The organism is Pseudomonas sp. PB103, assembly GCF_009764635.1.
In the GTDB taxonomy this organism is placed as follows: Bacteria; Pseudomonadota; Gammaproteobacteria; order Pseudomonadales; family Pseudomonadaceae; genus Aquipseudomonas.
In genome coordinates this window covers 26,215-45,555 of record NZ_RWIL01000008.1, presented here as the reverse complement: position 1 = coordinate 45,555, position 19,341 = coordinate 26,215, and the positions used below count along the sequence as shown (strand labels likewise).

15 protein-coding genes are annotated in these 19,341 nt (G+C 59.1%); 6 read left to right on the top strand and 9 right to left on the bottom strand.

The genetic code is table 11. The features are described 5' to 3' along the window. The first annotated feature begins 99 nt into the window (after positions 1-99). The 6 genes from EJA70_RS01515 (at position 100) to EJA70_RS01490 (ending at position 8,360) form a co-directional block, all read left to right on the top strand. Positions 100-2,223: a TonB-dependent siderophore receptor gene (locus EJA70_RS01515; RefSeq protein WP_158829150.1), complete on the top strand. Its 2,124-nt coding sequence runs from the start codon at positions 100-102 to the stop codon at positions 2,221-2,223. A 1-nt stretch (position 2,224) separates the two neighbouring features. Continuing rightward, positions 2,225-3,157, top strand: a complete 933-nt coding sequence (locus tag EJA70_RS01510) for an ABC transporter substrate-binding protein (RefSeq protein ID WP_158829147.1) — start codon at positions 2,225-2,227, stop codon at positions 3,155-3,157. Then, positions 3,154-5,058, top strand: a complete 1,905-nt coding sequence (locus EJA70_RS01505) for a response regulator (protein ID WP_158829145.1) — start codon at positions 3,154-3,156, stop codon at positions 5,056-5,058. Before EJA70_RS01510 ends, EJA70_RS01505 begins: the two co-directional genes overlap by 4 nt. 247 nt (positions 5,059-5,305) lie before the next feature. Then, positions 5,306-5,821: a 3-hydroxyacyl-[acyl-carrier-protein] dehydratase FabA gene (gene fabA, locus EJA70_RS01500; RefSeq protein ID WP_003172830.1), complete on the top strand. Its 516-nt coding sequence runs from the start codon at positions 5,306-5,308 to the stop codon at positions 5,819-5,821. An 11-nt stretch (positions 5,822-5,832) separates the two neighbouring features. Next, positions 5,833-7,053 (top strand): beta-ketoacyl-ACP synthase I, encoded by a 1,221-nt coding sequence (gene fabB / locus EJA70_RS01495; RefSeq protein WP_008087472.1) that lies wholly within the window; start codon positions 5,833-5,835, stop codon positions 7,051-7,053. A gap of 1,118 nt (positions 7,054-8,171) precedes the next feature. After that, positions 8,172-8,360 carry a hypothetical protein gene (locus tag EJA70_RS01490; protein ID WP_158829143.1) on the top strand — a complete coding sequence of 63 codons (189 nt, stop codon included), beginning with the start codon at positions 8,172-8,174 and terminating at the stop codon, positions 8,358-8,360. 68 nt (positions 8,361-8,428) lie between these two features. Here EJA70_RS01490 and EJA70_RS01485 read toward each other — a convergent pair whose 3' ends face one another. The 9 genes from EJA70_RS01485 to EJA70_RS01445 form a co-directional block, all read right to left on the bottom strand. Further along, the gene (locus EJA70_RS01485) at positions 8,429-9,376 is read right to left on the bottom strand and encodes a hypothetical protein (RefSeq protein WP_158829141.1); all 948 of its coding nucleotides are present in this window, start codon (positions 9,374-9,376) and stop codon (positions 8,429-8,431) included. A gap of 233 nt (positions 9,377-9,609) precedes the next feature. Beyond that, on the bottom strand, positions 9,610-10,152 hold the full coding sequence (locus EJA70_RS01480; protein WP_158829139.1) for a DUF2058 domain-containing protein: 543 nt from the start codon (positions 10,150-10,152) through the stop codon (positions 9,610-9,612). Between the two features lie 25 nt (positions 10,153-10,177). After that, positions 10,178-11,011 (bottom strand): nucleoside triphosphate pyrophosphohydrolase, encoded by an 834-nt coding sequence (mazG, locus tag EJA70_RS01475; RefSeq protein WP_158829137.1) that lies wholly within the window; start codon positions 11,009-11,011, stop codon positions 10,178-10,180. Between the two features lie 124 nt (positions 11,012-11,135). Next, positions 11,136-13,379: a GTP diphosphokinase gene (gene relA, locus EJA70_RS01470; RefSeq protein WP_158829136.1), complete on the bottom strand. Its 2,244-nt coding sequence runs from the start codon at positions 13,377-13,379 to the stop codon at positions 11,136-11,138. A gap of 101 nt (positions 13,380-13,480) precedes the next feature. Further along, positions 13,481-14,857 carry a 23S rRNA (uracil(1939)-C(5))-methyltransferase RlmD gene (rlmD, locus tag EJA70_RS01465; protein WP_158829134.1) on the bottom strand — a complete coding sequence of 459 codons (1,377 nt, stop codon included), beginning with the start codon at positions 14,855-14,857 and terminating at the stop codon, positions 13,481-13,483. Continuing rightward, positions 14,857-15,759, bottom strand: a complete 903-nt coding sequence (gene cysM / locus EJA70_RS01460) for a cysteine synthase CysM (RefSeq protein ID WP_026000780.1) — start codon at positions 15,757-15,759, stop codon at positions 14,857-14,859. Before cysM ends, rlmD begins: the two co-directional genes overlap by 1 nt. Before the next feature lie 107 nt (positions 15,760-15,866). Continuing rightward, the gene (locus EJA70_RS01455) at positions 15,867-16,892 is read right to left on the bottom strand and encodes a YhcG family protein (RefSeq protein WP_158829132.1); all 1,026 of its coding nucleotides are present in this window, start codon (positions 16,890-16,892) and stop codon (positions 15,867-15,869) included. A gap of 185 nt (positions 16,893-17,077) precedes the next feature. After that, the gene (locus EJA70_RS01450; protein ID WP_158829130.1) at positions 17,078-18,502 is read right to left on the bottom strand and encodes a sensor histidine kinase; all 1,425 of its coding nucleotides are present in this window, start codon (positions 18,500-18,502) and stop codon (positions 17,078-17,080) included. Then, on the bottom strand, positions 18,489-19,211 hold the full coding sequence (locus tag EJA70_RS01445) for a response regulator transcription factor (protein ID WP_158829128.1): 723 nt from the start codon (positions 19,209-19,211) through the stop codon (positions 18,489-18,491). The genes EJA70_RS01450 and EJA70_RS01445 overlap by 14 nt, the downstream gene beginning before the upstream one ends. Positions 19,212-19,341: the final 130 nt, after the last annotated feature.

The window sequence follows — 19,341 nt, the reverse complement described above, 5'->3', positions numbered from 1 at the left end:
GAAGACCAATAAAACCTAGGAAAATGCCTGCAACGTGACTGGAAAAGTCGCTGCCCTCGGTTAACATGCGCGCCAATTCTTTGCTTTCAAGGCTGCGTCGTGTCTGTCGGTTCTCCTCCCCCGCGTTCATCCCTGTTACTGGCGCTGCTGTTCAGCCCGGTCTTGCAGGCGGACGATCTGTTTATGGACGGCGAAGCGCTGCCGCAGGTACTGACGGCCACCCGGCTGAAACAGACGCCGGCGGAAGTGCCGGGGAGCATGACCGTGCTCGACAGTGAGTTGATCCACGCCAGCGGCGCCCGCGACATCAGCGAACTGCTGCGCCTGGTGCCAGGCATGATGGTCGGCAACATCAGCGGCAATCAGGCGGCGGTCAATTACCACGGCACCAACGCCACCGAAGCGCGGCGCATGCAGGTATTGATGGATGGCCGCTCGGTGTACCGCGCCGGTTTGGCCACGGTGGACTGGAGCGATATTCCGGTGGCCATGGAAGACATCGAGCGCATCGAAGTCTTTCGCGGGCCGAACACCGTCAGCTACGGTGCCAACGCGCTGATGGCGGTGGTCAACATCATCACCCGCCACCCGGCGGACAGCCACGGCACGCGATTGAAGACCACTCGGGGCCAGCGCGGCATCAATGACTTCTATGCCAGCCAAGGCACCGGCTGGAATGGCGGTGATTTACGCCTGTCGCTGTCCGGCCAGGAAGACGACGGTTTCGACAGCGACCGTACCGGCGCCGATTACCGTGACAGCCGTCGCTTGAACCGTTTCAGTCTCGCCGTCAGCCATACCCTCAGCGACAACCAGAGCCTCGACTGGCAGGTCAACGCCAAGGACGGCAGCAACCAACGGCCCTACACCTACCATCCGGTGTTCTCCGGGATTACTGCCGCCGGGAACAATTCCGACGTGGTGGCCAAGGATTACGCAGGTTCTGTGCGTTGGAACCTCGACATCAACCCCGAGCACAGCCTTTATGTGCAAGCGTCGGCGCAACACTGGGACCGTCAGCAAACCTGGCGCGCCTGCGATGCCGAGGTGTCGTTCAGCCCCGAGCTGACGCAACTGTGGCAGCTCAACCCGAACTACACCGAACGCCTGGCGCGCAACATCACGCAGTACACCGGCCCCGGCGCCGCACCCGGTACCCCACAGGAAATGGCCCTGGCCAATCGGGCACTCGATCAATGGCGCAACGGCGCCAGCCAGACCCTGTGCGGCGACATTGACCAGAGCGCCCGCGAATCGCGCTACGACCTCGAACTGCAAGACACCCTCAGCCTGTCCGACAGCCTGCGCCTGGTCAGCGGCATGAACTATCGTTACGACCGCGCCGATTCCGAAACCTATTTCAACGGCACGCTGGACGACACCACCTGGCGCGCGTTCGGCCAACTGGAGTGGCGCGCCACTGAACATTGGCTGTTGCAAGGCGGGGCGATGTTTGAAGACACGCAACTGATCGGCAGTTCGCTGACGCCGCGATTTGCCGTCAACTACCTGATCAACCCACGTCACGGTCTGCGCGCGGTGTACTCGGAAGCCATTCGCTCGCCGGACATGTTCGAGAACAATGTGAACTGGAGCTATCAGGTCAGCAACCTGCGGCCCTCGGCTTACGGTCAGTCGTCGGCACGCTACTTCGTCAAGACCCGTGGCCCGGGCGATCTCGATCAGGAACACATGCGCTCACGGGAGTTGGGCTACAACGGCTATTTCGCCGAACTTGGCCTGGCACTCGATGTGAAGCTGTTCTACGACGAAATCACCTGGATGATCAGCGAGCCGCTGCGCAATAACCAGTACATCGCCAGCAATGCCAACAGCTCACGTTTTCGCGGCACCGAAACCCAACTCGACTGGCGCGTAAGCCTGGCCGACCGCTTGCGCTTCACCTATGCCTTCGTTGATGCCGAGGCAAGCAACCCGCTGGATCAACAGTTCACTTCGCGCAACAGCGGTTCCGCCGGTTGGCTACGCGATTGGGGCCATGGCTGGAACAGTGCCCTCTTCTATTACGGCGACAACGCGCTCAACGGCTACCGCTTCGAGCGGGTCGACACACGCATCGCCAAACGCATTCCGCTGGGCAAAGCCCAGTTGCAATTGGCCGGCGTGCTGCAACAGCGCCTTGATCATGAGCCGACCACGTTCGTCGACAACAATTACGACGAACGCCGGGTCATGTATTTCAGCGCCGAGCTGGAGTTCTAGGATGCGATTTGGCCCGTCACGGAAGACGCCAACCCTTGGCCACTGGCTGGCCGGACTCTGTCTGTTTGTGACCGCGTGGCTGCACGGCGTCGCGGTGCAGGCTGCCGACATCCTGTTGACTGGCGCCGAGGAAAGCCCCGGTGTGCAGGCGTTCGTCCAGGCCCTCAGTGAACTGCGCCCCACTGACAATGTGCGTTTTCAACCGCTGGCCAGCTTGCCGGCACCGGGCAAATTGCCGACCAGTCTGCGCCTGATTTTGCTCGACCTGCCCAGCCTCGACTGGCGCCTGCAAGATGCTCAAGGCCCGGTGACGCTGGTATTGCGCATCACTCGTTTGCAGGCACGAGAACGCCTGGGCACGACTCATCCGCCACACTTGAGCCTGTTGTGGAGCGATCCACCGTTGAGCCGCCAACTGCAATTGATCCGGCGGATTCTGCCGCAGACGCGCCGCGTCGGTGTGCTGTTCGACCAGCACAGCGAGTTCCTGCTCAAGGAGCTGACTCTGGCGGCCAAGCCATTGAATCTGCAGATCGTCAGCGAGCGCTGGGACAACACCCACGACAGCCGCCCCTTGCAAGCGGTGCTGAAGAACAGCGACGTGTTGCTGGGCCTCGACGATCCCGATTTGTACAACCCGAAAACCGCGAAAAACCTGCTGCTCAGCAGTTACTCGCGGCAGGTGGCGTTGGTCGGCCCCAACGTGGCTTTTGTCCGTGCCGGCAGTCTGGCCAGTAGCTACAGCGACCAGAACGACTGGCTGACGGTGCTCGATCAATTACTCGACCAGCCACCGGCCTCCTGGCCGCGAACCCTCTACCCGACACATTTCAAGGTCTCAAGTAATGCGCAGGTGGCTCGTTCCTTAGGCATCGAACCGCCCAATGATGCGTCCGTTGCCAAAGCATTGGCTGAAGGAGAACGCCGTCCATGATTTTCCGTCGCCGCTGGGACATCAATACCCGCACCCAGCTGATCAGCCTGGGCCCGGCGCTGTTGCTGACCTTGCTGTTGATCAGTTTCTTCACGTTTGTGCGGATTCAGGATTTGCGCCAGGAGCTGACCCACACCGGCCAACTGATCGCCAACCAACTGGCGCCGGCCACCGAATACGGGGTGATTTCCGGCAACAACGAAGTGCTGGAAAGCCTGCTCAAGGCCACGCTGGCCACGCCCAACGTGCGCTTTCTCGAAGTGCAGGACAGCGCCAACCGGATTCTGGTGTACGTCGAACAACCGGCGGCGGCCCACAATCGCCCGCATCAGGTCGAAGTGTTTCAGGCACCGGTGCGGCTGCAACGGATCTCTCTGCACAATGATTTTTTCCAGGACGGCAAGGTCACTAACGGCGCCGCGAACGAAGATTATCTGGGGCGGGTGATCGTCGGCTTGTCCAACGATGCCTTCAGTCAGCGCCAGCAGGAAATTCTGCTCAAGGCCGGGATTCTGGCGCTGTTCGCCCTGCTCTTCACGTTTGTCCTGGCGCGGCGTCTGGCCGGCAGTCTGTCGCAGCCGATTCGCGACATCGGCCACGCGGTCAAGGCGATTCAGGACGGCGACTATAAAACTCCGCTGCCGATTGTCGATGACACCGAACTCGGCGCATTGTCGCAGCACATCAATAACCTCGCCCAGGCACTGGAACAGGCCAGCCGCGAACAGCATCAGGCGATGGCGCAATTGATCCAGACCCGCGAGGAAGCGGAAAAAGCCAACAACGCCAAATCCGACTTTCTGGCGATGATGAGCCATGAACTGCGCACACCGATGAACGGCGTGCTGGGCATGCTGCAATTGCTCGAAACCACCGAGATGACTGAAGAACAGGTCGAGTACGCAGCCCTGGCTTCCGAATCCACCGAACACCTGCTAAAAGTCATCAACGACATTCTCGACTTCTCGCGGATCGAGCGTTCGGAGCTGGAGCTGGAGCACATTCCGTTCAACCTTGCCGAACTGATTGGTGCCTGCGCCCAGTCGTTCCAGCACAGCGCAGCGCAACGCGGGTTGGCGTTGAACCTGCGGATTCCCGAAGACATGCGCGGCTTGCAGGTGCAGGGCGATCCGACGCGGATCCGGCAGATACTGGTCAATCTGGTCGGCAACGCACTGAAATTCACCGAACAGGGCCGGGTCAGCATCGAGGCGCAATGGCAGTCGCTCGATCACGAACTGCTGTGGTTCACCTGCTCGGTGCGCGACAGCGGCATCGGTATTTCCGCGGAAAGCCTGGAATTGATGTTCAACGCCTTCCAACAGGCCGACAGTTCGATTTCCCGCCGTTACGGCGGCACCGGCCTGGGCCTGCCCATTGCCAGGACACTCGCCGAGCGCATGGGCGGTACGTTGCGTGCGCAGAGTGAGGAAGGCCTCGGCTCGGTGTTCACCCTGGAAATCCCCTTGGCGCTGTATAAAGAGGCGCTGCCGCAACTGGCGGCACCGCGAGCGTTCAACGGCGACAGCCATGGCGAAGGACGCAATGTGCTGCTGGTCGAAGACAACCCGGTCAACCAGACGGTTATCGAGGCGATGCTGCGCAGCCTGGGCTTTACTGTCAGTGTCGCCACCGACGGTGCGCAGGCCGTGCGCAGTGCCGAGGGCAATGATTTCGAAGTGATTCTGATGGACTGCCGCTTGCCGATCATCGACGGTTACGAAGCGACCCGACAGATTCGTCGCCTGCCCGGACGCGCCGACGTGCCGATCATCGCGCTGACCGCCAACGCCCTGCAGGGCGACCGGGAAACCTGCCTGTCGGCTGGCATGAACGATTATCTGGCGAAGCCGTTCAAACGCAATGATCTGCAGCAGATTCTGCAGCGCTGGGTGTCGTAGTGTGGGCCTTTCGACCATCTGCGACTGGCGTGAAAAGCGAAAGTGCGGCAGTCTTAGGCACCCGAACGAGCCTCAAAAGGGGCTTGAATAAAAATTTCAGTGCACAAGTGTACATTCATGTCCTTGGTGCTGTGACTTTCACCACAACGCAATAGTCTATGAGTAGGCTGCCGGTTCGAGGCATGAACGCTTCGAACGGTCGGGAAGATTTGCCCCACCTGCCGCATGGGATTATTGAGGAGCTCGCATGACCAAACAAAACGCCTTTACTCGGGAAGATCTGCTGCGCTGCAGTCGCGGTGAGCTGTTCGGCCCAGGTAACGCGCAACTGCCCGCCCCGAACATGCTGATGGTGGATCGCATCACCCATATCAGTGAAGAGGGTGGCAAGTACGGCAAAGGTGAATTGGTCGCCGAACTGGATATCAACCCTGACCTGTGGTTCTTCGCGTGCCACTTCGAAGGTGATCCGGTGATGCCGGGCTGCCTGGGTCTGGACGCCATGTGGCAACTGGTCGGCTTCTTCCTGGGCTGGCAAGGCCTGCCGGGCCGTGGCCGCGCGCTGGGTTCGGGCGAAGTGAAATTCTTCGGCCAGGTCCTGCCGACCGCCAAGAAAGTCACCTACAACATTCAAATCAAGCGCGTCCTCAAGGGCAAGCTGAACCTGGCCATTGCCGACGGTTCGGTGTCTGTTGACGGTCGCGAAATCTACACCGCCGAAGGCCTTCGCGTCGGCGTGTTCACCTCCACTGACAACTTCTAAGGGTTATTCGCATGCGCCGCGTCGTTATCACTGGTCTGGGCATTGTTTCGTGCCTGGGCAATGACAAAGAGACCGTCTCCGCTAACCTGCGTGCAAGCCGCCCTGGCATCCGGTTCAACCCGGAATATGCCGAAATGGGTCTGCGTAGCCAGGTTTCCGGCTCCATCGACCTCAACCTTGAAGAGCTGATCGATCGCAAGATCTATCGCTTTGTCGGCCACGCAGCGGCTTACGCCTACCTGGCCATGAAAGACGCCATTGCTGACTCCGGCCTGACCGAAGAGCAAGTGTCCAACCCGCGTACCGGTCTTGTAGCTGGCTCCGGTGGTGCTTCCACGCTGAACCAGATGGAAGCGCTGGACATCCTGCGCGAGAAAGGCGTGAAGCGCGTTGGCCCATACCGTGTCACGCGGACCATGAGCAGCACCGTTTCCGCTTGCCTGGCCACGCCATTCAAGATCAAGGGCCTGAACTACTCCATCGCTTCTGCCTGCGCCACCAGTGCTCACTGCATCGGTACCGCCATGGAACAGATCCAGATGGGCAAGCAGGACATCGTCTTCGCCGGTGGCGGTGAAGAAGAGCACTGGAGCCAGTCGTTCCTGTTCGACGCCATGGGCGCTCTGTCCAGCAAGCGTAACGACACCCCGGAACAGGCTTCCCGTGCCTACGACAAAGACCGCGACGGTTTCGTCATCGCTGGCGGTGGCGGCATGGTCGTGGTTGAAGAGCTGGAACACGCTCTGGCCCGTGGCGCGAAAATCTACGCTGAAATCGTTGGCTACGGCGCGACGTCCGACGGCTACGACATGGTTGCCCCAAGTGGCGAAGGCGCGATCCGCTGCATGCAGATGGCGATGTCCACCGTTGATACTCCGATCGACTACCTGAACACCCACGGCACCTCGACTCCGGTCGGCGACGTCGCGGAAATGAAAGGTGTGCGTGAAGTGTTCGGCGACAAGGCACCTGCGATCAGCTCGACCAAGAGCCTGTCCGGTCACTCCCTGGGCGCTGCTGGCGTTCACGAAGCGATCTACTGCATGCTGATGATGGAAGGCAACTTCATTGCCGGTTCCGCCAACATCGACGAGCTGGACCCTGAAGTGGCCGATCTGCCGGTGCTGACCAAGACCCGCGAGAACGCCACCATCAACACCGTGATGAGCAACAGCTTCGGCTTCGGCGGCACCAACGCCACGCTGGTACTGAAGCGCTGGGAAGGCAAGTAATTTCCCCCGCTTGAGCCACACATGAAAACGCCCCGACTGGTTCGGGGCGTTTTTTTTCGTCTGCAGAAAACTCCCGCCCCAACACAAATCCCCCATGTAGGAGCTGCCGAAGGCTGCGATCTTTTGATCTGATCGCTCCCACACTCTGCGTGGGAATGCTGCCCGTGACGCTCCGCGTCACTGGACGCAGCGTCCCAAGAGGCATGCCCACGCGGAGCGTGGGAACGATCAAGATCGCAGCCTTCGGCAGCTCCTACATGGGGATTGTGTGAGGCTGGAGAAGAAACTTCTGTCATGAAACTTTGCGGCCTGCGACCGAATGTCGCCGATTCCTCGGGCTGCAGCACTGTTGCTGCCCTGATTGATTGGGGCGTTTTTTTTCGTCTGCAGAAAACTCCCGCCCCAACACAAATCGCCCATGTAGGAGCTGCCGAAGGCTGCGATCTTTTGATCTGATCATTCCCACGCTCTGCGTGGGAATGCAGCCCGTGATGCTCCGCGTCACTGGACGCAGAGCGTCCCAAGAGGCATTCCCACGCGGAGCGTGGGAACGATCAAGATCGCCGCCTTCGGCAGCTCCTACATGGGGATTGTGTGAGGCTGGAGACGAAACTTCTGTCATGAAACTTTACAGACTGCGACAGAATGTTGCGGATTCCGCGGGCTGCAGCACTGTTGCCGCCCAGACTGATTCGGGGCGTTTTTTTGCCTGCAGAAAACTCCCGCCCCAACACAAATCGCCCATGTAGGAGCTGCCGAAGGCTGCGATCTTTTGATCTGATCGTTCCCACGCTCTGCGTGGGAATGCAGCCGTGACGCTCCGCGTCACTGGACGCAGAGCGTCCCAAGAGGCATTCCCACGCGGAGCGTGGGAACGATCAAGATCGCAGCCTTCGGCAGCTCCTACATGGGGATTGTGTGAGGCTGGAGATGAAACTTCTGTCATGAAACTTTGCGGCCTGCGACCGAATGTCGCGGATTCCGCGGGCTGCAGCACTGTTGCGGTTTTTGCAAGAATACATTGCATAAATCGAGCGTTTACTTAGCAAGCTAACAAATCATATAAAAGAGTACTGCACACGCCTTGCTGCAGATAACTTGAGATTTGGAGCTAGCAGATGACTGTAAAAGTAACTGAACGCGACGATTCACACATGTCCCATGAAGGCGTAGCCGCCGGTATCCGCATCTGGGACGTGCATCAACAAGACTTGCTGGTCGGCATGTTCCACAACGAGATTGATGCCCACAACTATAAGGCCGAGCTGGAAGTGCAAGAGCAGCAACGTGATCTCGCCATCGGCTGATCACCGATCACCTCAGAGCTGCAGCCTGCCCCACCTTTCGCAGCAGGCTGCAGCTGTATCAATTGCCTTCAGACAATATGAATGGCGCTCAGATAGATGTTGTCGTCGATCTCCAGCGCCGGCACATCAGCAATAATCACCCCGTTTTCAAGTTTCACCACCTCACACTCGCCACTGCCCATGCCATCATTTCTGATCGCGTACTGAACGGAGATCGGGTGCTGCTTGTCATCGTCGAAGGACATGCCGCAGGCAATCAGAAAGTCGATTTTAACTTCGGGGATTTCAACTTCCTCGTCGCGCTGCCCTTCTCTCAGTACCGCATAGTCCAGGCAGAGATTAATGCCAAACGGACAGCCCGGCACGAGGCTATTGATAAACAGATCGTCATAACCGGCAAAGTAACTGTGTTCGGCACTGACAGAACTGGTATCGCGAACCTTGACTACAAACTCTTCAAATAACTTGAAGTACCAGAAACCCGCTTCAGAACTCACATGCTGACCGAAGTCGATTCCGGAAACATTACGTTTCGGCCACATCGACATGAGCGGCTTGTCCACTTCATATTCTTTATTGGAAATCGCCAACACATAGTTAATAACGTCGTAGTAACTTGATTCACCTTCGCCGACTTTGATCAAGGTTGCACAACTTCCGGCCAACAGCACGATCTTGCCGTAGCGCTCAACCGGCAGATCTTTCATCAGCGCAAAGACCGACTCTGTGACTTTGTCCAGATAAGCCGTGGTCAACTCCTGCAGCTCTTCCTCGCTGTCGACCTCGCGCCAGGGGATGTTCCAGAAGAACTCCGGCAACGTGAAGAACAGGCATTCTGCGCTGTCATGGTCGGTGGCGGCGGCCTTGGCAGCGATCCTGATTTTTCGGCGTACGTACTCAACGCGAGCATTCAACTCACTGCTGACATAGTCGGTAATTGATTGACCCGGCCCGCGCAACTCGAAGAACTGTGGTTTATAAGTGGGCTGGCGCAATGAAGCGATGGTTAACAACATCAATAACATCCTTATCTTGTTTATAATTATTCCATTTGTTCTCCCACAACAAAAACTCCGGATGAAAGCGCACAGACGCAACGTCGAAACATTGCGCAACCGCACACGTTTAACCACGTTAATTTCTGATAAAAGAAAACCCGCCAGATCGTATCGATACGACTTGGCGGGTTCAATGTATATAACTGATCAAAGTACTAGCAAAGATGTAAGACGCTAGAACCTGAAGTCGTTTACCACATCAGATCATCAGGAATCTGATAGGCCGCGTACGGATCATCTTCGGTGCTGACTTCTTCGGTCTGCACGTTGAGCTGAACGATGCGCTGTGGATCACGTTCCTGAATCTTCAGGGCCGCTTCACGCGGGATCACTTCGTAGCCGCCGGCATGGTGGACGATCGCCAGCGAACCGCTGCTGAGCTTGTTGCGCATCAGCGTGTTGACCGAGATCCGCTTGACCTTCTTGTCGTCGACGAAGTTGTAGTAGTCCTCGGTTGTCAGTTTCGGCAGGCGCGAGACTTCGATCAGTTGTTTGACCTGCGCGGCACGTGCCTTGGCTTCGACCTTTTCCTGCTGCTGGCGATTCAGCTCCTGGTCACGCTTGACCTTCTCGGCATGGGCTTCCTGCGCCGCACGCTGCTGTGTGTCATCCAGTTCGATCTGGCCTTTGTGCGCCAGACGTTGCTGCTTCTGCTTGTCTTTGCTGACCTGCTTGGCCTGCTTTTGGTTGACCAGGCCTGCTTTGAGCAACTGGTCGCGAAGGGAAATACTCATGGGGCTTACTCACTTGGGCAGTTGCTCAGCCGCAGCTGGGCGCATTCTTTTCCTGACGTTTGGCTTCGCCCCACAGGGCGTCCAACTCTTCGAGGGTGCAATCTTCTATGGGACGGTGGGTGTCGCGCAATGCCTGTTCGATAAATCGGAAACGTCTTTCGAACTTGCCGTTGGCGCCACGCAGCGCGGTTTCCGGGTCGACCTTCAGATGCCTGGCCAGATTGACCACGGAAAACAGCAAATCGCCGATCTCGTCAGCCACGGCCACCGGATCGTTTTCGGACATCGCTTCGAGGACTTCATCGAGTTCTTCGCGCACCTTGTCGAACACCGGCAAGGCCTCCGGCCAGTCGAAACCGACCTGCCCGGCACGCTTCTGCAACTTGGCTGAACGCGACAGAGCCGGCAGCGTGGCCGGCACGTCGTCGAGCAGCGACAGTTGCTCGGGGGCGGCGGACTTCTCGGCGCGTTCTTCGGCCTTGATCTCTTCCCAGCGCTGCTTGACCTGTTCTTCGCTCAAGCGCGGTACGTCGAGCGGCGCGTACAGATCACCGGTGGGGAACACGTGGGGATGACGACGGATCAGTTTGCGGGTGATGCTGTCGATCACCCCGGCGAATTCGAAGCGCCCTTCTTCCTTGGCCAACTGGCTGTAATAGACGACCTGAAACAGCAGATCGCCAAGCTCGCCCTGCAGATGATCGAAGTCGCCACGCTCGATGGCATCTGCCACTTCGTAAGCTTCTTCGAGGGTGTGCGGGACGATGGTCGCGTAGGTTTGCTTGATGTCCCACGGGCAACCGTACTGCGGATCGCGCAGGCGGTTCATCAAGTGGAGCAGGTCTTCAAGTGAATACATTTATTTAACTCTGCAAAAACCTGTGGGAGCTGGCTTGCCAGCGATGCAGGCACCACGGTGTTTCAGGACAATCGAGGTGATGCAATCGCTGGCAAGCCAGCTCCCACAAAGGCTCGGCGCATCTTCACGGGGTACGGTTGCGCCGTGTTTCGATGATGTTCGGCAACTGCGATATACGCCCCAGCAACCGCCCCAGCGCATCCAGCCCCGGGATCTCGATGGTCAGGGACATCAGCGCGGTGTTGTCTTCCTTGTTCGAGCGGGTGTTGACCGCCAGCACGTTGATGCGCTCGTTGAGCAACACCTGCGAAACATCACGCAGCAAACCCGAGCGGTCGTAGGCGCGGATGATGATGTCCACCGGATAGGTGAGCACCGGCACCGGGCCCCAGCTGACCTGAATGATCCGCTCTGGCTCGCGTCCCGACAGTTGCAGCACCGAGGCGCAGTCCTGACGGTGAATGCTCACACCACGGCCCTGAGTGATGTAACCGACAATCGCATCGCCCGGCAGCGGCTGGCAGCAGCCGGCCATCTGCGTCATCAGGTTGCCGACGCCCTGGATCTGAATGTCGCCGCGCTTGCCCGGTTTGTAACCGGTGGCTTTGCGCGGGATCAGCTCCAGCTGTTCGTTGCCGCGCTCCGGCTCGACCAGTTGCTGCGCCAGGTTGACCAATTGCGCCAGGCGCAAGTCGCCGGCACCGAGGGCGGCGAACATGTCTTCGGCGGTTTTCATGTTGGCCTTGTCGGCCAGCTTGTCGAAATCCACCGCTGGCAGGCCGAGGCGTGTCAGTTCGCGTTCGATCAGGGTTTTACCGGCCGCAACGTTCTGATCGCGCGCCTGCAATTTGAACCAGTGAACGATCTTCGCCCGCGCCCGCGAGGTGGTGACGTAACCGAGGTTCGAGTTCAGCCAGTCGCGGCTCGGCGTGCCGTGCTTACTGGTGATGATCTCGACCTGCTCACCGGTCTGCAGGCTGTAGTTGAGCGGGACGATGCGCCCGTTGATCTTCGCGCCACGGCAGTTGTGACCGATTTCGGTGTGCACGCGGTAAGCGAAGTCCAGCGGCGTCGCGCCTTTGGGCAAGTCGATTGCGTGACCGTCAGGGGTAAAGATGTAAACCCGATCCGGTTCGATATCGACACGCAGCTGCTCCGCCAGACCACCGATGTCGCCGAGTTCTTCGTGCCACTCGAGCACCTGACGCAGCCAGGAGATTTTCTCTTCGTAGTGGTTCGAACCGGATTTGACGTCGGTGCCCTTGTAGCGCCAGTGCGCGCAGACGCCGAGCTCGGCTTCTTCGTGCATCGAGTGCGTGCGGATCTGCACCTCAAGCACCTTACCCTCAGGGCCGATCACCGCGGTGTGCAGCGAGCGGTAGCCGTTCTCTTTCGGGTTGGCGATGTAGTCGTCGAATTCTTTCGGAATGTGCCGCCACAAGGTATGGACGATACCGAGCGCGGTGTAGCAGTCGCGCATTTCCGGCACCAGCACACGCACCGCACGCACGTCGTAGATCTGGCTGAATTCCAGACCCTTGCGCTGCATTTTGCGCCAGATCGAGTAGATGTGTTTGGCCCGGCCGCTGATGTCGGCGTCGACGCCGGTGGCCTGCAATTCGTCTTTGAGCTGGGTCATCACGTCGGCGATGAAACGCTCGCGATCAAGCCGTCGCTCGTGGAGCAACTTGGCGATCTGTTTGTATTGATCCGGCTCGAGATAACGGAAGGACAAGTCCTCCAGTTCCCATTTGATATGACCGATGCCGAGGCGATGCGCAAGCGGCGCATAGATGTCGAAGACTTCGCGGGCGACACGGTTACGCTTTTCGTCATCGGCGGTTTTCACCGCACGGATGGCGCAGGTACGTTCGGCGAGTTTGATCAGCGCAACACGGACGTCGTCGACCATCGCCACGAGCATTTTGCGCAGGTTTTCCACCTGCCCTTGCGTGCCCATGACCATCGATTGGCGCGGGCTGAGGCTGTCACTGATGGCCGCCATGCGCTGCACGCCATCGATCAGCTTGGCCACCACCGGGCCGAAACGCTGGCCGATGGCCGCGAGTTCGATCTGGCCCTCGCGTACGCCGCGATACAGGACCGCCGCGACCAGCGAATCCTGATCGAGCTTGAGGTCGGCGAGAATCTCGGCGATCTCCAGACCAGTACTGAAACTGCCGGAGCCTTCGGCCCACAGATTCTTCTTGGCATTGGACTGTTGTTCGGCCTCGCGAGCGAACTCGCAGGCTTCTTTCAAGGCTTCGCGATCCAGTGCCAGATCGACACTGACCGCGTGATCGAGCCAAGCCTCGAGATTGATACTGCCGTCAGTGTTGATCGGCTGGTGTGCTCTCACCTGTACCATCTTGCTTTACCTTCCCTACGACGCAGATTCAATGCGTCAAATCGCTGACCTCTACTGTCCGTTTACGCTCGCGGGGCTAATGCGAGCGCTGCGCGGACAGATCAGACGGATTCAGACGAGCCATCCTGGCTCGCTTCAAATAACGCCATGGCCTCGACATGTGCCGTCTGAGGAAACATATCGAGAATCCCGGCACGTTTTAACCGGTAGCCCTGCTTGATCAATTCGACCGTATCGCGCGCCAGAGTTGCAGGGTTGCACGACACGTACACCAACCGTTTCGCGCCCAGGGTCGCGAGCTTGCGCACCACCTCGAAAGCACCGTCACGCGGTGGGTCCAAGAGTACCGCAGAAAAACCATTTCCGACCCACTGAGCATGGCTCAAAGGCTGGGATAAATCGGCTTGAAAAAACTTTGTGTTATGCAAATTGTTACTGGCGGCGTTGGCTTCGGCACGATCGACCATGGTCTGCACGCCTTCGACCGCCACCACTTCACGCACGGACTTGGCCAGCGGCAAGGCGAAGTTGCCCAAGCCGCAGAACAGGTCCAGCACACGCTCATCGCTACGTGGTTTCAGCCAGTCCAGCGCCTGCGCCACCATCGCTTCGTTGACGCCGGCGTTGACCTGGATAAAGTCACCGGGCCGATACGCCAGATCGAGATCCCACTGCTCGAGGCGATAGCCCAGCGCTTGCGAGGCATCGACCGGTTGCGGCTCGCCTTCGCCATGCAGCCAGAGTTGCGCTTCATGGAACTGGCAGAAGTCCTTGAGGATGCTCAGATCCGCCTCGGACAACGGCGCCATGTGCCGCAGCAACACCGCCAGTGACGAGCCGCTGAACAACTCGACGTGACCCAATGCTTGCGGCTTGCTCAAGCGACGGAGCATCTCCGGCAAACGGGTCATGATCGGTTGCAAGGGCTGTACCAGCACCGGGCATTCGCTGATCGCGACAATGTCCTGGCTGCCGGCGGCGCGAAAACCGACTTCGAGTTTCTTCGCCTTCATGTCCCAGCGCACCGCGATCCGGGCACGACGGCGATAGCCGAATTCGGGGCCGGTCAGCGGTGCTGCCCATTCTTCAGGTTCGACACCGGCAACGCGCGACAATTGCTCGGCGAGCATGCGCTGTTTCAGGGCAAGCTGTTCGCTGTGGGGCAAATGCTGAACGCTGCAACCGCCGCAACGGCCGGCGTGCTGGCACGGCGCCGGGCGACGCAATTCGCTGGCCTTGAACACGCGCTCGGTGCGCGCCTCGACCACTTTGCCGTGGGCGCCGAGCACCCGCGCTTCGACCTCTTCACCGGCAAGGGCGCCGAGGACGAACCAGGTTTTACCTTCGAAAAACGCGATGCCGCGACCGTCATTGGCCAGGCGCTCGATGTTCAAGCGCTGCTTTTTGCCGGTCGGGATTTGCGCAGCCTTGCTTCCGCCAGTGGGCTGAAAGCGCAGGCCTCTCTCGTGCTTGGCCATCAGTTGGGCGCGTCGAAAATGCCGGTCGACAGATAACGGTCGCCACGGTCGCAGATGATCGCGACGATCACCGCGTTTTCAACTTCTTTGGACAGGCGCAGCATCGCTGCCACCGCACCGCCCGAGGACACGCCGCAGAAGATGCCTTCTTCGCGGGCCAGACGACGGGTGACGTCCTCGGCCTCGCTTTGCGCCATGTCGACGATGCGATCAACGCGATCAGCCTGATAAATCTTCGGCAGGTATTCCTGCGGCCAGCGACGGATACCGGGAATGGCCGAGCCTTCCATCGGCTGCAAACCGACGATCTGCACGCTGTCGCTCTGCTCTTTCAAGTAGCGCGAAACGCCCATGATGGTACCGGTGGTGCCCATCGAACTGACGAAATGGGTGATGGTGCCCTGGGTCTGCCGCCAGATTTCCGGGCCGGTGGTGGTGTAGTGCGCTTCAGGATTGTCACCATTGGCGAACTGATCGAGCACCTTGCCACGGCCTTCGGCTTCCATGCGCTGCGCAAGGTCGCGCGCGCCTTCCATGCCCTCTTCCTGGCTGACCAGAATCAGCTCGGCACCGTAGGCGGTCATCGCCGCTTTGCGCTCGGCACTGGAGTTGTCGGGCATGATCAGGATCATCTTGTAACCCTTGATCGCGGCGGCCATGGCCAACGCAATGCCGGTGTTACCCGAGGTCGCTTCGATCAGCGTATCGCCGGCGTGGATCTGCCCGCGCAATTCGGCACGGGTGATCATCGACAGCGCCGGACGGTCCTTGACCGAACCCGCCGGGTTATTCCCTTCGAGCTTGAGCAACAGGGTGTTGCTGGTGGCACCGGGCAGGCGCTGCAAACGCACCAGCGGAGTGTTGCCGACGCAATCGGCGATGGTTGGGTACTGCAGGGTCATGGCGTATTCGCAATCCAGACGTGCGGGGGCGCCTATCATACCGGCAAACCCGCGCAGGCCATATCACGCAAAGTGCGGTGCTTATGGTTTATGGGAATAAGCGGCCGTTAGTCGCTATTTTCTGTGTGCGCCGTATCCAGTGCATAAAACTCATGCAACTTGGCCTGCAGTAATTGCTTATCCGGTAAGCACGTTTGATATTCGGCTATTAAGGCGGGCGAAAGGCTGCGATTGAGGGCGTACTCGACGACCTCATCTTCTTTGCTTGCACACAGCAGGACACCGATGGCCGGGCTTTCGTGAGGCTTGCGGACATTGCGATCTAGCGCCTCCAAATAGAAATCCAGCTTGCCGAGGTATTCCGGCTCAAAACGGCCGACCTTCAGTTCAATGGCTACAAGGCAGTTGAGCCCTCGGTGGAAGAACAGAAGATCGAGAGAGAAATCCCTCCCGCCGACTTGCAGTGGGTACTCGGAGCCGACAAAACAGAAATCGCGGCCCAGCTCGCACAAGAATTCCTTGAGGCGCGATAGCAGGCCTTGGTGCAGATCGGTTTCAGAATGGGGGCTGGGCAAGTCGAGAAATTCGATCATGTAGGAATCGCGGAAAATCTCGAGCGCTGCGGGGTGGGATTGTTTCAGCGCGGCGGAGGCTTTTGCCGGATCGGTGACGCTTCGTTCGAACAAAGCTGATTTAAATTGGCGCTCCAACTCGCGCTTCGACCACTTTTCCTGAGCAGCCATTCGCAGGTAAAAGCCCCTCTCCTGTGGGTGTTTGCTTTGGCTCAAAATGATCATGTTATGCGTCCACGGCAATTGTCTCACCAGTGGTGAGACAATTGGATCGTCCCGATAAGCTTCATAAAACTGGCGCATTCTGAAGAGATTTGGGCGAGTGAAACCGCGCAGTCCCGGCTGGGTATGCGCCAGATGAGCAGCCAACTGACTAATAACAAAATCCCCCCAATCCGCCTGCTCAATCTTGCGACTGATATGCGCCCCCACCTGCCAATAAAGATCAATCAGGTGAGTATTCACCGCCTGCATAGCCTTGTGTCTGGAGCTGTGAATCAGGGCAAGCACTTCGTTGAAACGATCGCCGTCAGAGCTGCCGGTCAAGCTAGATGCGTTCATGCGTAATTCCTGAAAGATTAGGTGAAGCACGAGCCTAAACTGTTCAGGACGCTAGAAATGACCGCCGATACTGCTTGGGAAATGTCGTACAAAAAAAGGCGAGCGCTCCCGCGCAGCCAGGGGGAATGCTGCCCCCGATGGACTACATCGCGAGCAGACTCACTCCTACAAGGGATGTGATTTGTTCAGACGATCTGCGGTGAACGCAAATCCAATGTGGGAGCGGGCTTGCTCGCGAAAGCGTCTGCCGCAGCACCGCAATCATCCGCCAATAACCGCACATTCAGCCGCAACCCCGCCCCGCTATTCTCCGCCCAAATACTCCCACCCTGACGCTGCACGGCGTTGCGCGCAATGCTCAGCCCCAGGCCAAACCCGCCGTCGCCAGGCCGCGAGCCGTCGAGGCGGGTGAACGGCAGGAAGATCCGCTGCAGATCGGACTCAGCCACCCCGCCGCCCTGATCTTCGAGCCACAAATGCCAGTAATCGCCCTCGCGTCGTCCATCGAGCCGCACAATCCCGCCCGCTGGCGAATGCCGGATGGCATTGCGCAGAATGTTCTCCAGCGCCTGCGCCAAGGTATTCAGATTGCCGCGCACCCAGCACGATGCCTCCACCGAACACTGCAATTGCAGGCTCGGCCAGCCACTTTCATAACAGGCGTTGTCGGTAAGCATTTCCCACAGCGCCTGAATCTGAATTGCCTCGTCCGGCAGTGGCGTGCGGTCGGTGTCGAGCCAAGCCAGTTGCAAGGTGTCTTCGACCAGCCGTTGCATGCCGTCGACTTCACGCCCGATGCGATCGCGCAATTGCGGCAGACCTTGTTCACTTTCGCTGGCCACGCGCAGGCGGCTCAGCGGCGTGCGCAATTCGTGGGACAGGTCGCGGAGCAATTGCTGTTGCAGGGCGACGGTCGATTGCAGGCGCTCGGACATCGAGTCAAACGCCCTGGCCAATTCACCCAGTTCATCCGGGCGCTGAGTGATCCCGCTCGACAGGCGCACATTCAATTGATCGGCGCGCCAGGCATTGGCCTGTTCGCGCAAGTTGTTCAGTGGCACCACCAGCAGGCGATACAGGCCGACGCACAGCAACAAGGTGAACAGCCCCGGAATCACACCGTTGGTGACCACCCGCCAGAACAGCCTGTATTTGCCCGGCAAAAAACGCTCGGGCAATTCAATCACCAGACTGCCGGCAGATGGATCCTTGGGGAATGGAATACGCAGCCACGGCCGTCCCTGCTTGTGAATCGGCCAGTCGAGACCGCGCAAGAAGGTCATGTGCTGGATTTCCTGCTCGTTCAACGGCTCATTGCTCAGCGACTGCAAATTACCGCTGATCACCCCGACCCAACCGGCTTCGCGCAACTCCATGCTCTGCAACCAGCTGTCGACACCGTCGCGTTCGCCACGCTGCCAGGCGCGCTCGGCTTCAGCGGCATAGCGAGTCAACGTGCCGCGCGCTTCGTCGGAGAGGAACTGATTACGCTCCTCCATATAGCGGCCCCACGACCAGCTCAACCAGATCATCAGCAGACAGAACGCGACCAGCAGAAAAGCCAGTTTCCAGAACAGCGAATGTCGCCCCGGCAGCTCAGACACTTTCATCGGCGGCGCTCAATACATAACCCTTGCCCCATACCGTGCGCACTTCACGCTCGCTATAACCGATGGCTTTGAGTTTGCGGCGGATCTGGCTGATGTGCATGTCGAGGCTGCGATCGTGGGCGGCATAACCGCGCTGCAACACATGCTGATAAAGGAAGGCCTTGCTGAGCACTTCTTCATCGTTGCGGTTGAGGGTTTCCAGCAAACGGTATTCGCTGCGGGTCAGCCCGGCCGCTTGCTCGCGGTAGAACACATCGCACTGGTCTTCGTCGAAATGCAGCGTGCCCGTTGCAGCGGGGGCCGCGAGGGTCGCCGGACACCGATCAAGGGCAACGCGGCGCAGGATCGCTTCGATGCGCACGTGCAATTCGGCCATGCTGAACGGCTTGGGCAGATAGTCGTCGGCGCCAAGGCGAAATCCGCTGATGCGATCAGCCTCGGCACCGAGGGCCGACATCAGCAGCACCGGGGTTGAATGGCTCTGACGCAATTGCGTCAGCACGTTCAAACCGTCCATGCCCGGCAACAGAATATCCATCAGCACCACATCGAACGGTTGGCGCTTGGCGATGTTCAGGCCTTCCTGGCCGTTCTGGCACCAGGTCACTTGAAAGCCGCTGCGGCCCAGCTGTTCGTGAACATAGGCACCGAGCACCGGGTCGTCTTCGATGGAGAGTATGCGTGGCTGGCCAACGGAAACAGGAGTCATGAGTATCTGCAAGTAATTCTCAGTTGAGCGCGATTATTCAAGATTGCCGGGCATCGGGCAACCGAAGGTTGACCTGTCGGACCAACGACAACCTGCGCGCAGACCGACGACGACACCATTTTTCCGAAGA

Excerpts from the sequence above, each read along its gene's own strand:
- relA (WP_158829136.1), bottom strand. The coding sequence starts at position 13,379 with ATGGTACAGGTGAGAGCACACCAGCCGATCAACACTGACGGCAGTATC.
- EJA70_RS01485 (WP_158829141.1), bottom strand. The coding sequence starts at position 9,376 with ATGTTGTTAACCATCGCTTCATTGCGCCAGCCCACTTATAAACCACAG.
- EJA70_RS01450 (WP_158829130.1), bottom strand. The coding sequence starts at position 18,502 with ATGAAAGTGTCTGAGCTGCCGGGGCGACATTCGCTGTTCTGGAAACTG.
- EJA70_RS01480 (WP_158829139.1), bottom strand. The coding sequence starts at position 10,152 with ATGAGTATTTCCCTTCGCGACCAGTTGCTCAAAGCAGGCCTGGTCAAC.
- EJA70_RS01490 (WP_158829143.1), top strand. The coding sequence starts at position 8,172 with ATGACTGTAAAAGTAACTGAACGCGACGATTCACACATGTCCCATGAA.
- fabA (WP_003172830.1), top strand. The coding sequence starts at position 5,306 with ATGACCAAACAAAACGCCTTTACTCGGGAAGATCTGCTGCGCTGCAGT.
- rlmD (WP_158829134.1), bottom strand. The coding sequence starts at position 14,857 with ATGGCCAAGCACGAGAGAGGCCTGCGCTTTCAGCCCACTGGCGGAAGC.
- EJA70_RS01445 (WP_158829128.1), bottom strand. The coding sequence starts at position 19,211 with ATGACTCCTGTTTCCGTTGGCCAGCCACGCATACTCTCCATCGAAGAC.
- fabB (WP_008087472.1), top strand. The coding sequence starts at position 5,833 with ATGCGCCGCGTCGTTATCACTGGTCTGGGCATTGTTTCGTGCCTGGGC.
- EJA70_RS01510 (WP_158829147.1), top strand. The coding sequence starts at position 2,225 with ATGCGATTTGGCCCGTCACGGAAGACGCCAACCCTTGGCCACTGGCTG.
- mazG (WP_158829137.1), bottom strand. The coding sequence starts at position 11,011 with ATGTATTCACTTGAAGACCTGCTCCACTTGATGAACCGCCTGCGCGAT.
- EJA70_RS01505 (WP_158829145.1), top strand. The coding sequence starts at position 3,154 with ATGATTTTCCGTCGCCGCTGGGACATCAATACCCGCACCCAGCTGATC.
- cysM (WP_026000780.1), bottom strand. The coding sequence starts at position 15,759 with ATGACCCTGCAGTACCCAACCATCGCCGATTGCGTCGGCAACACTCCG.
- EJA70_RS01455 (WP_158829132.1), bottom strand. The coding sequence starts at position 16,892 with ATGAACGCATCTAGCTTGACCGGCAGCTCTGACGGCGATCGTTTCAAC.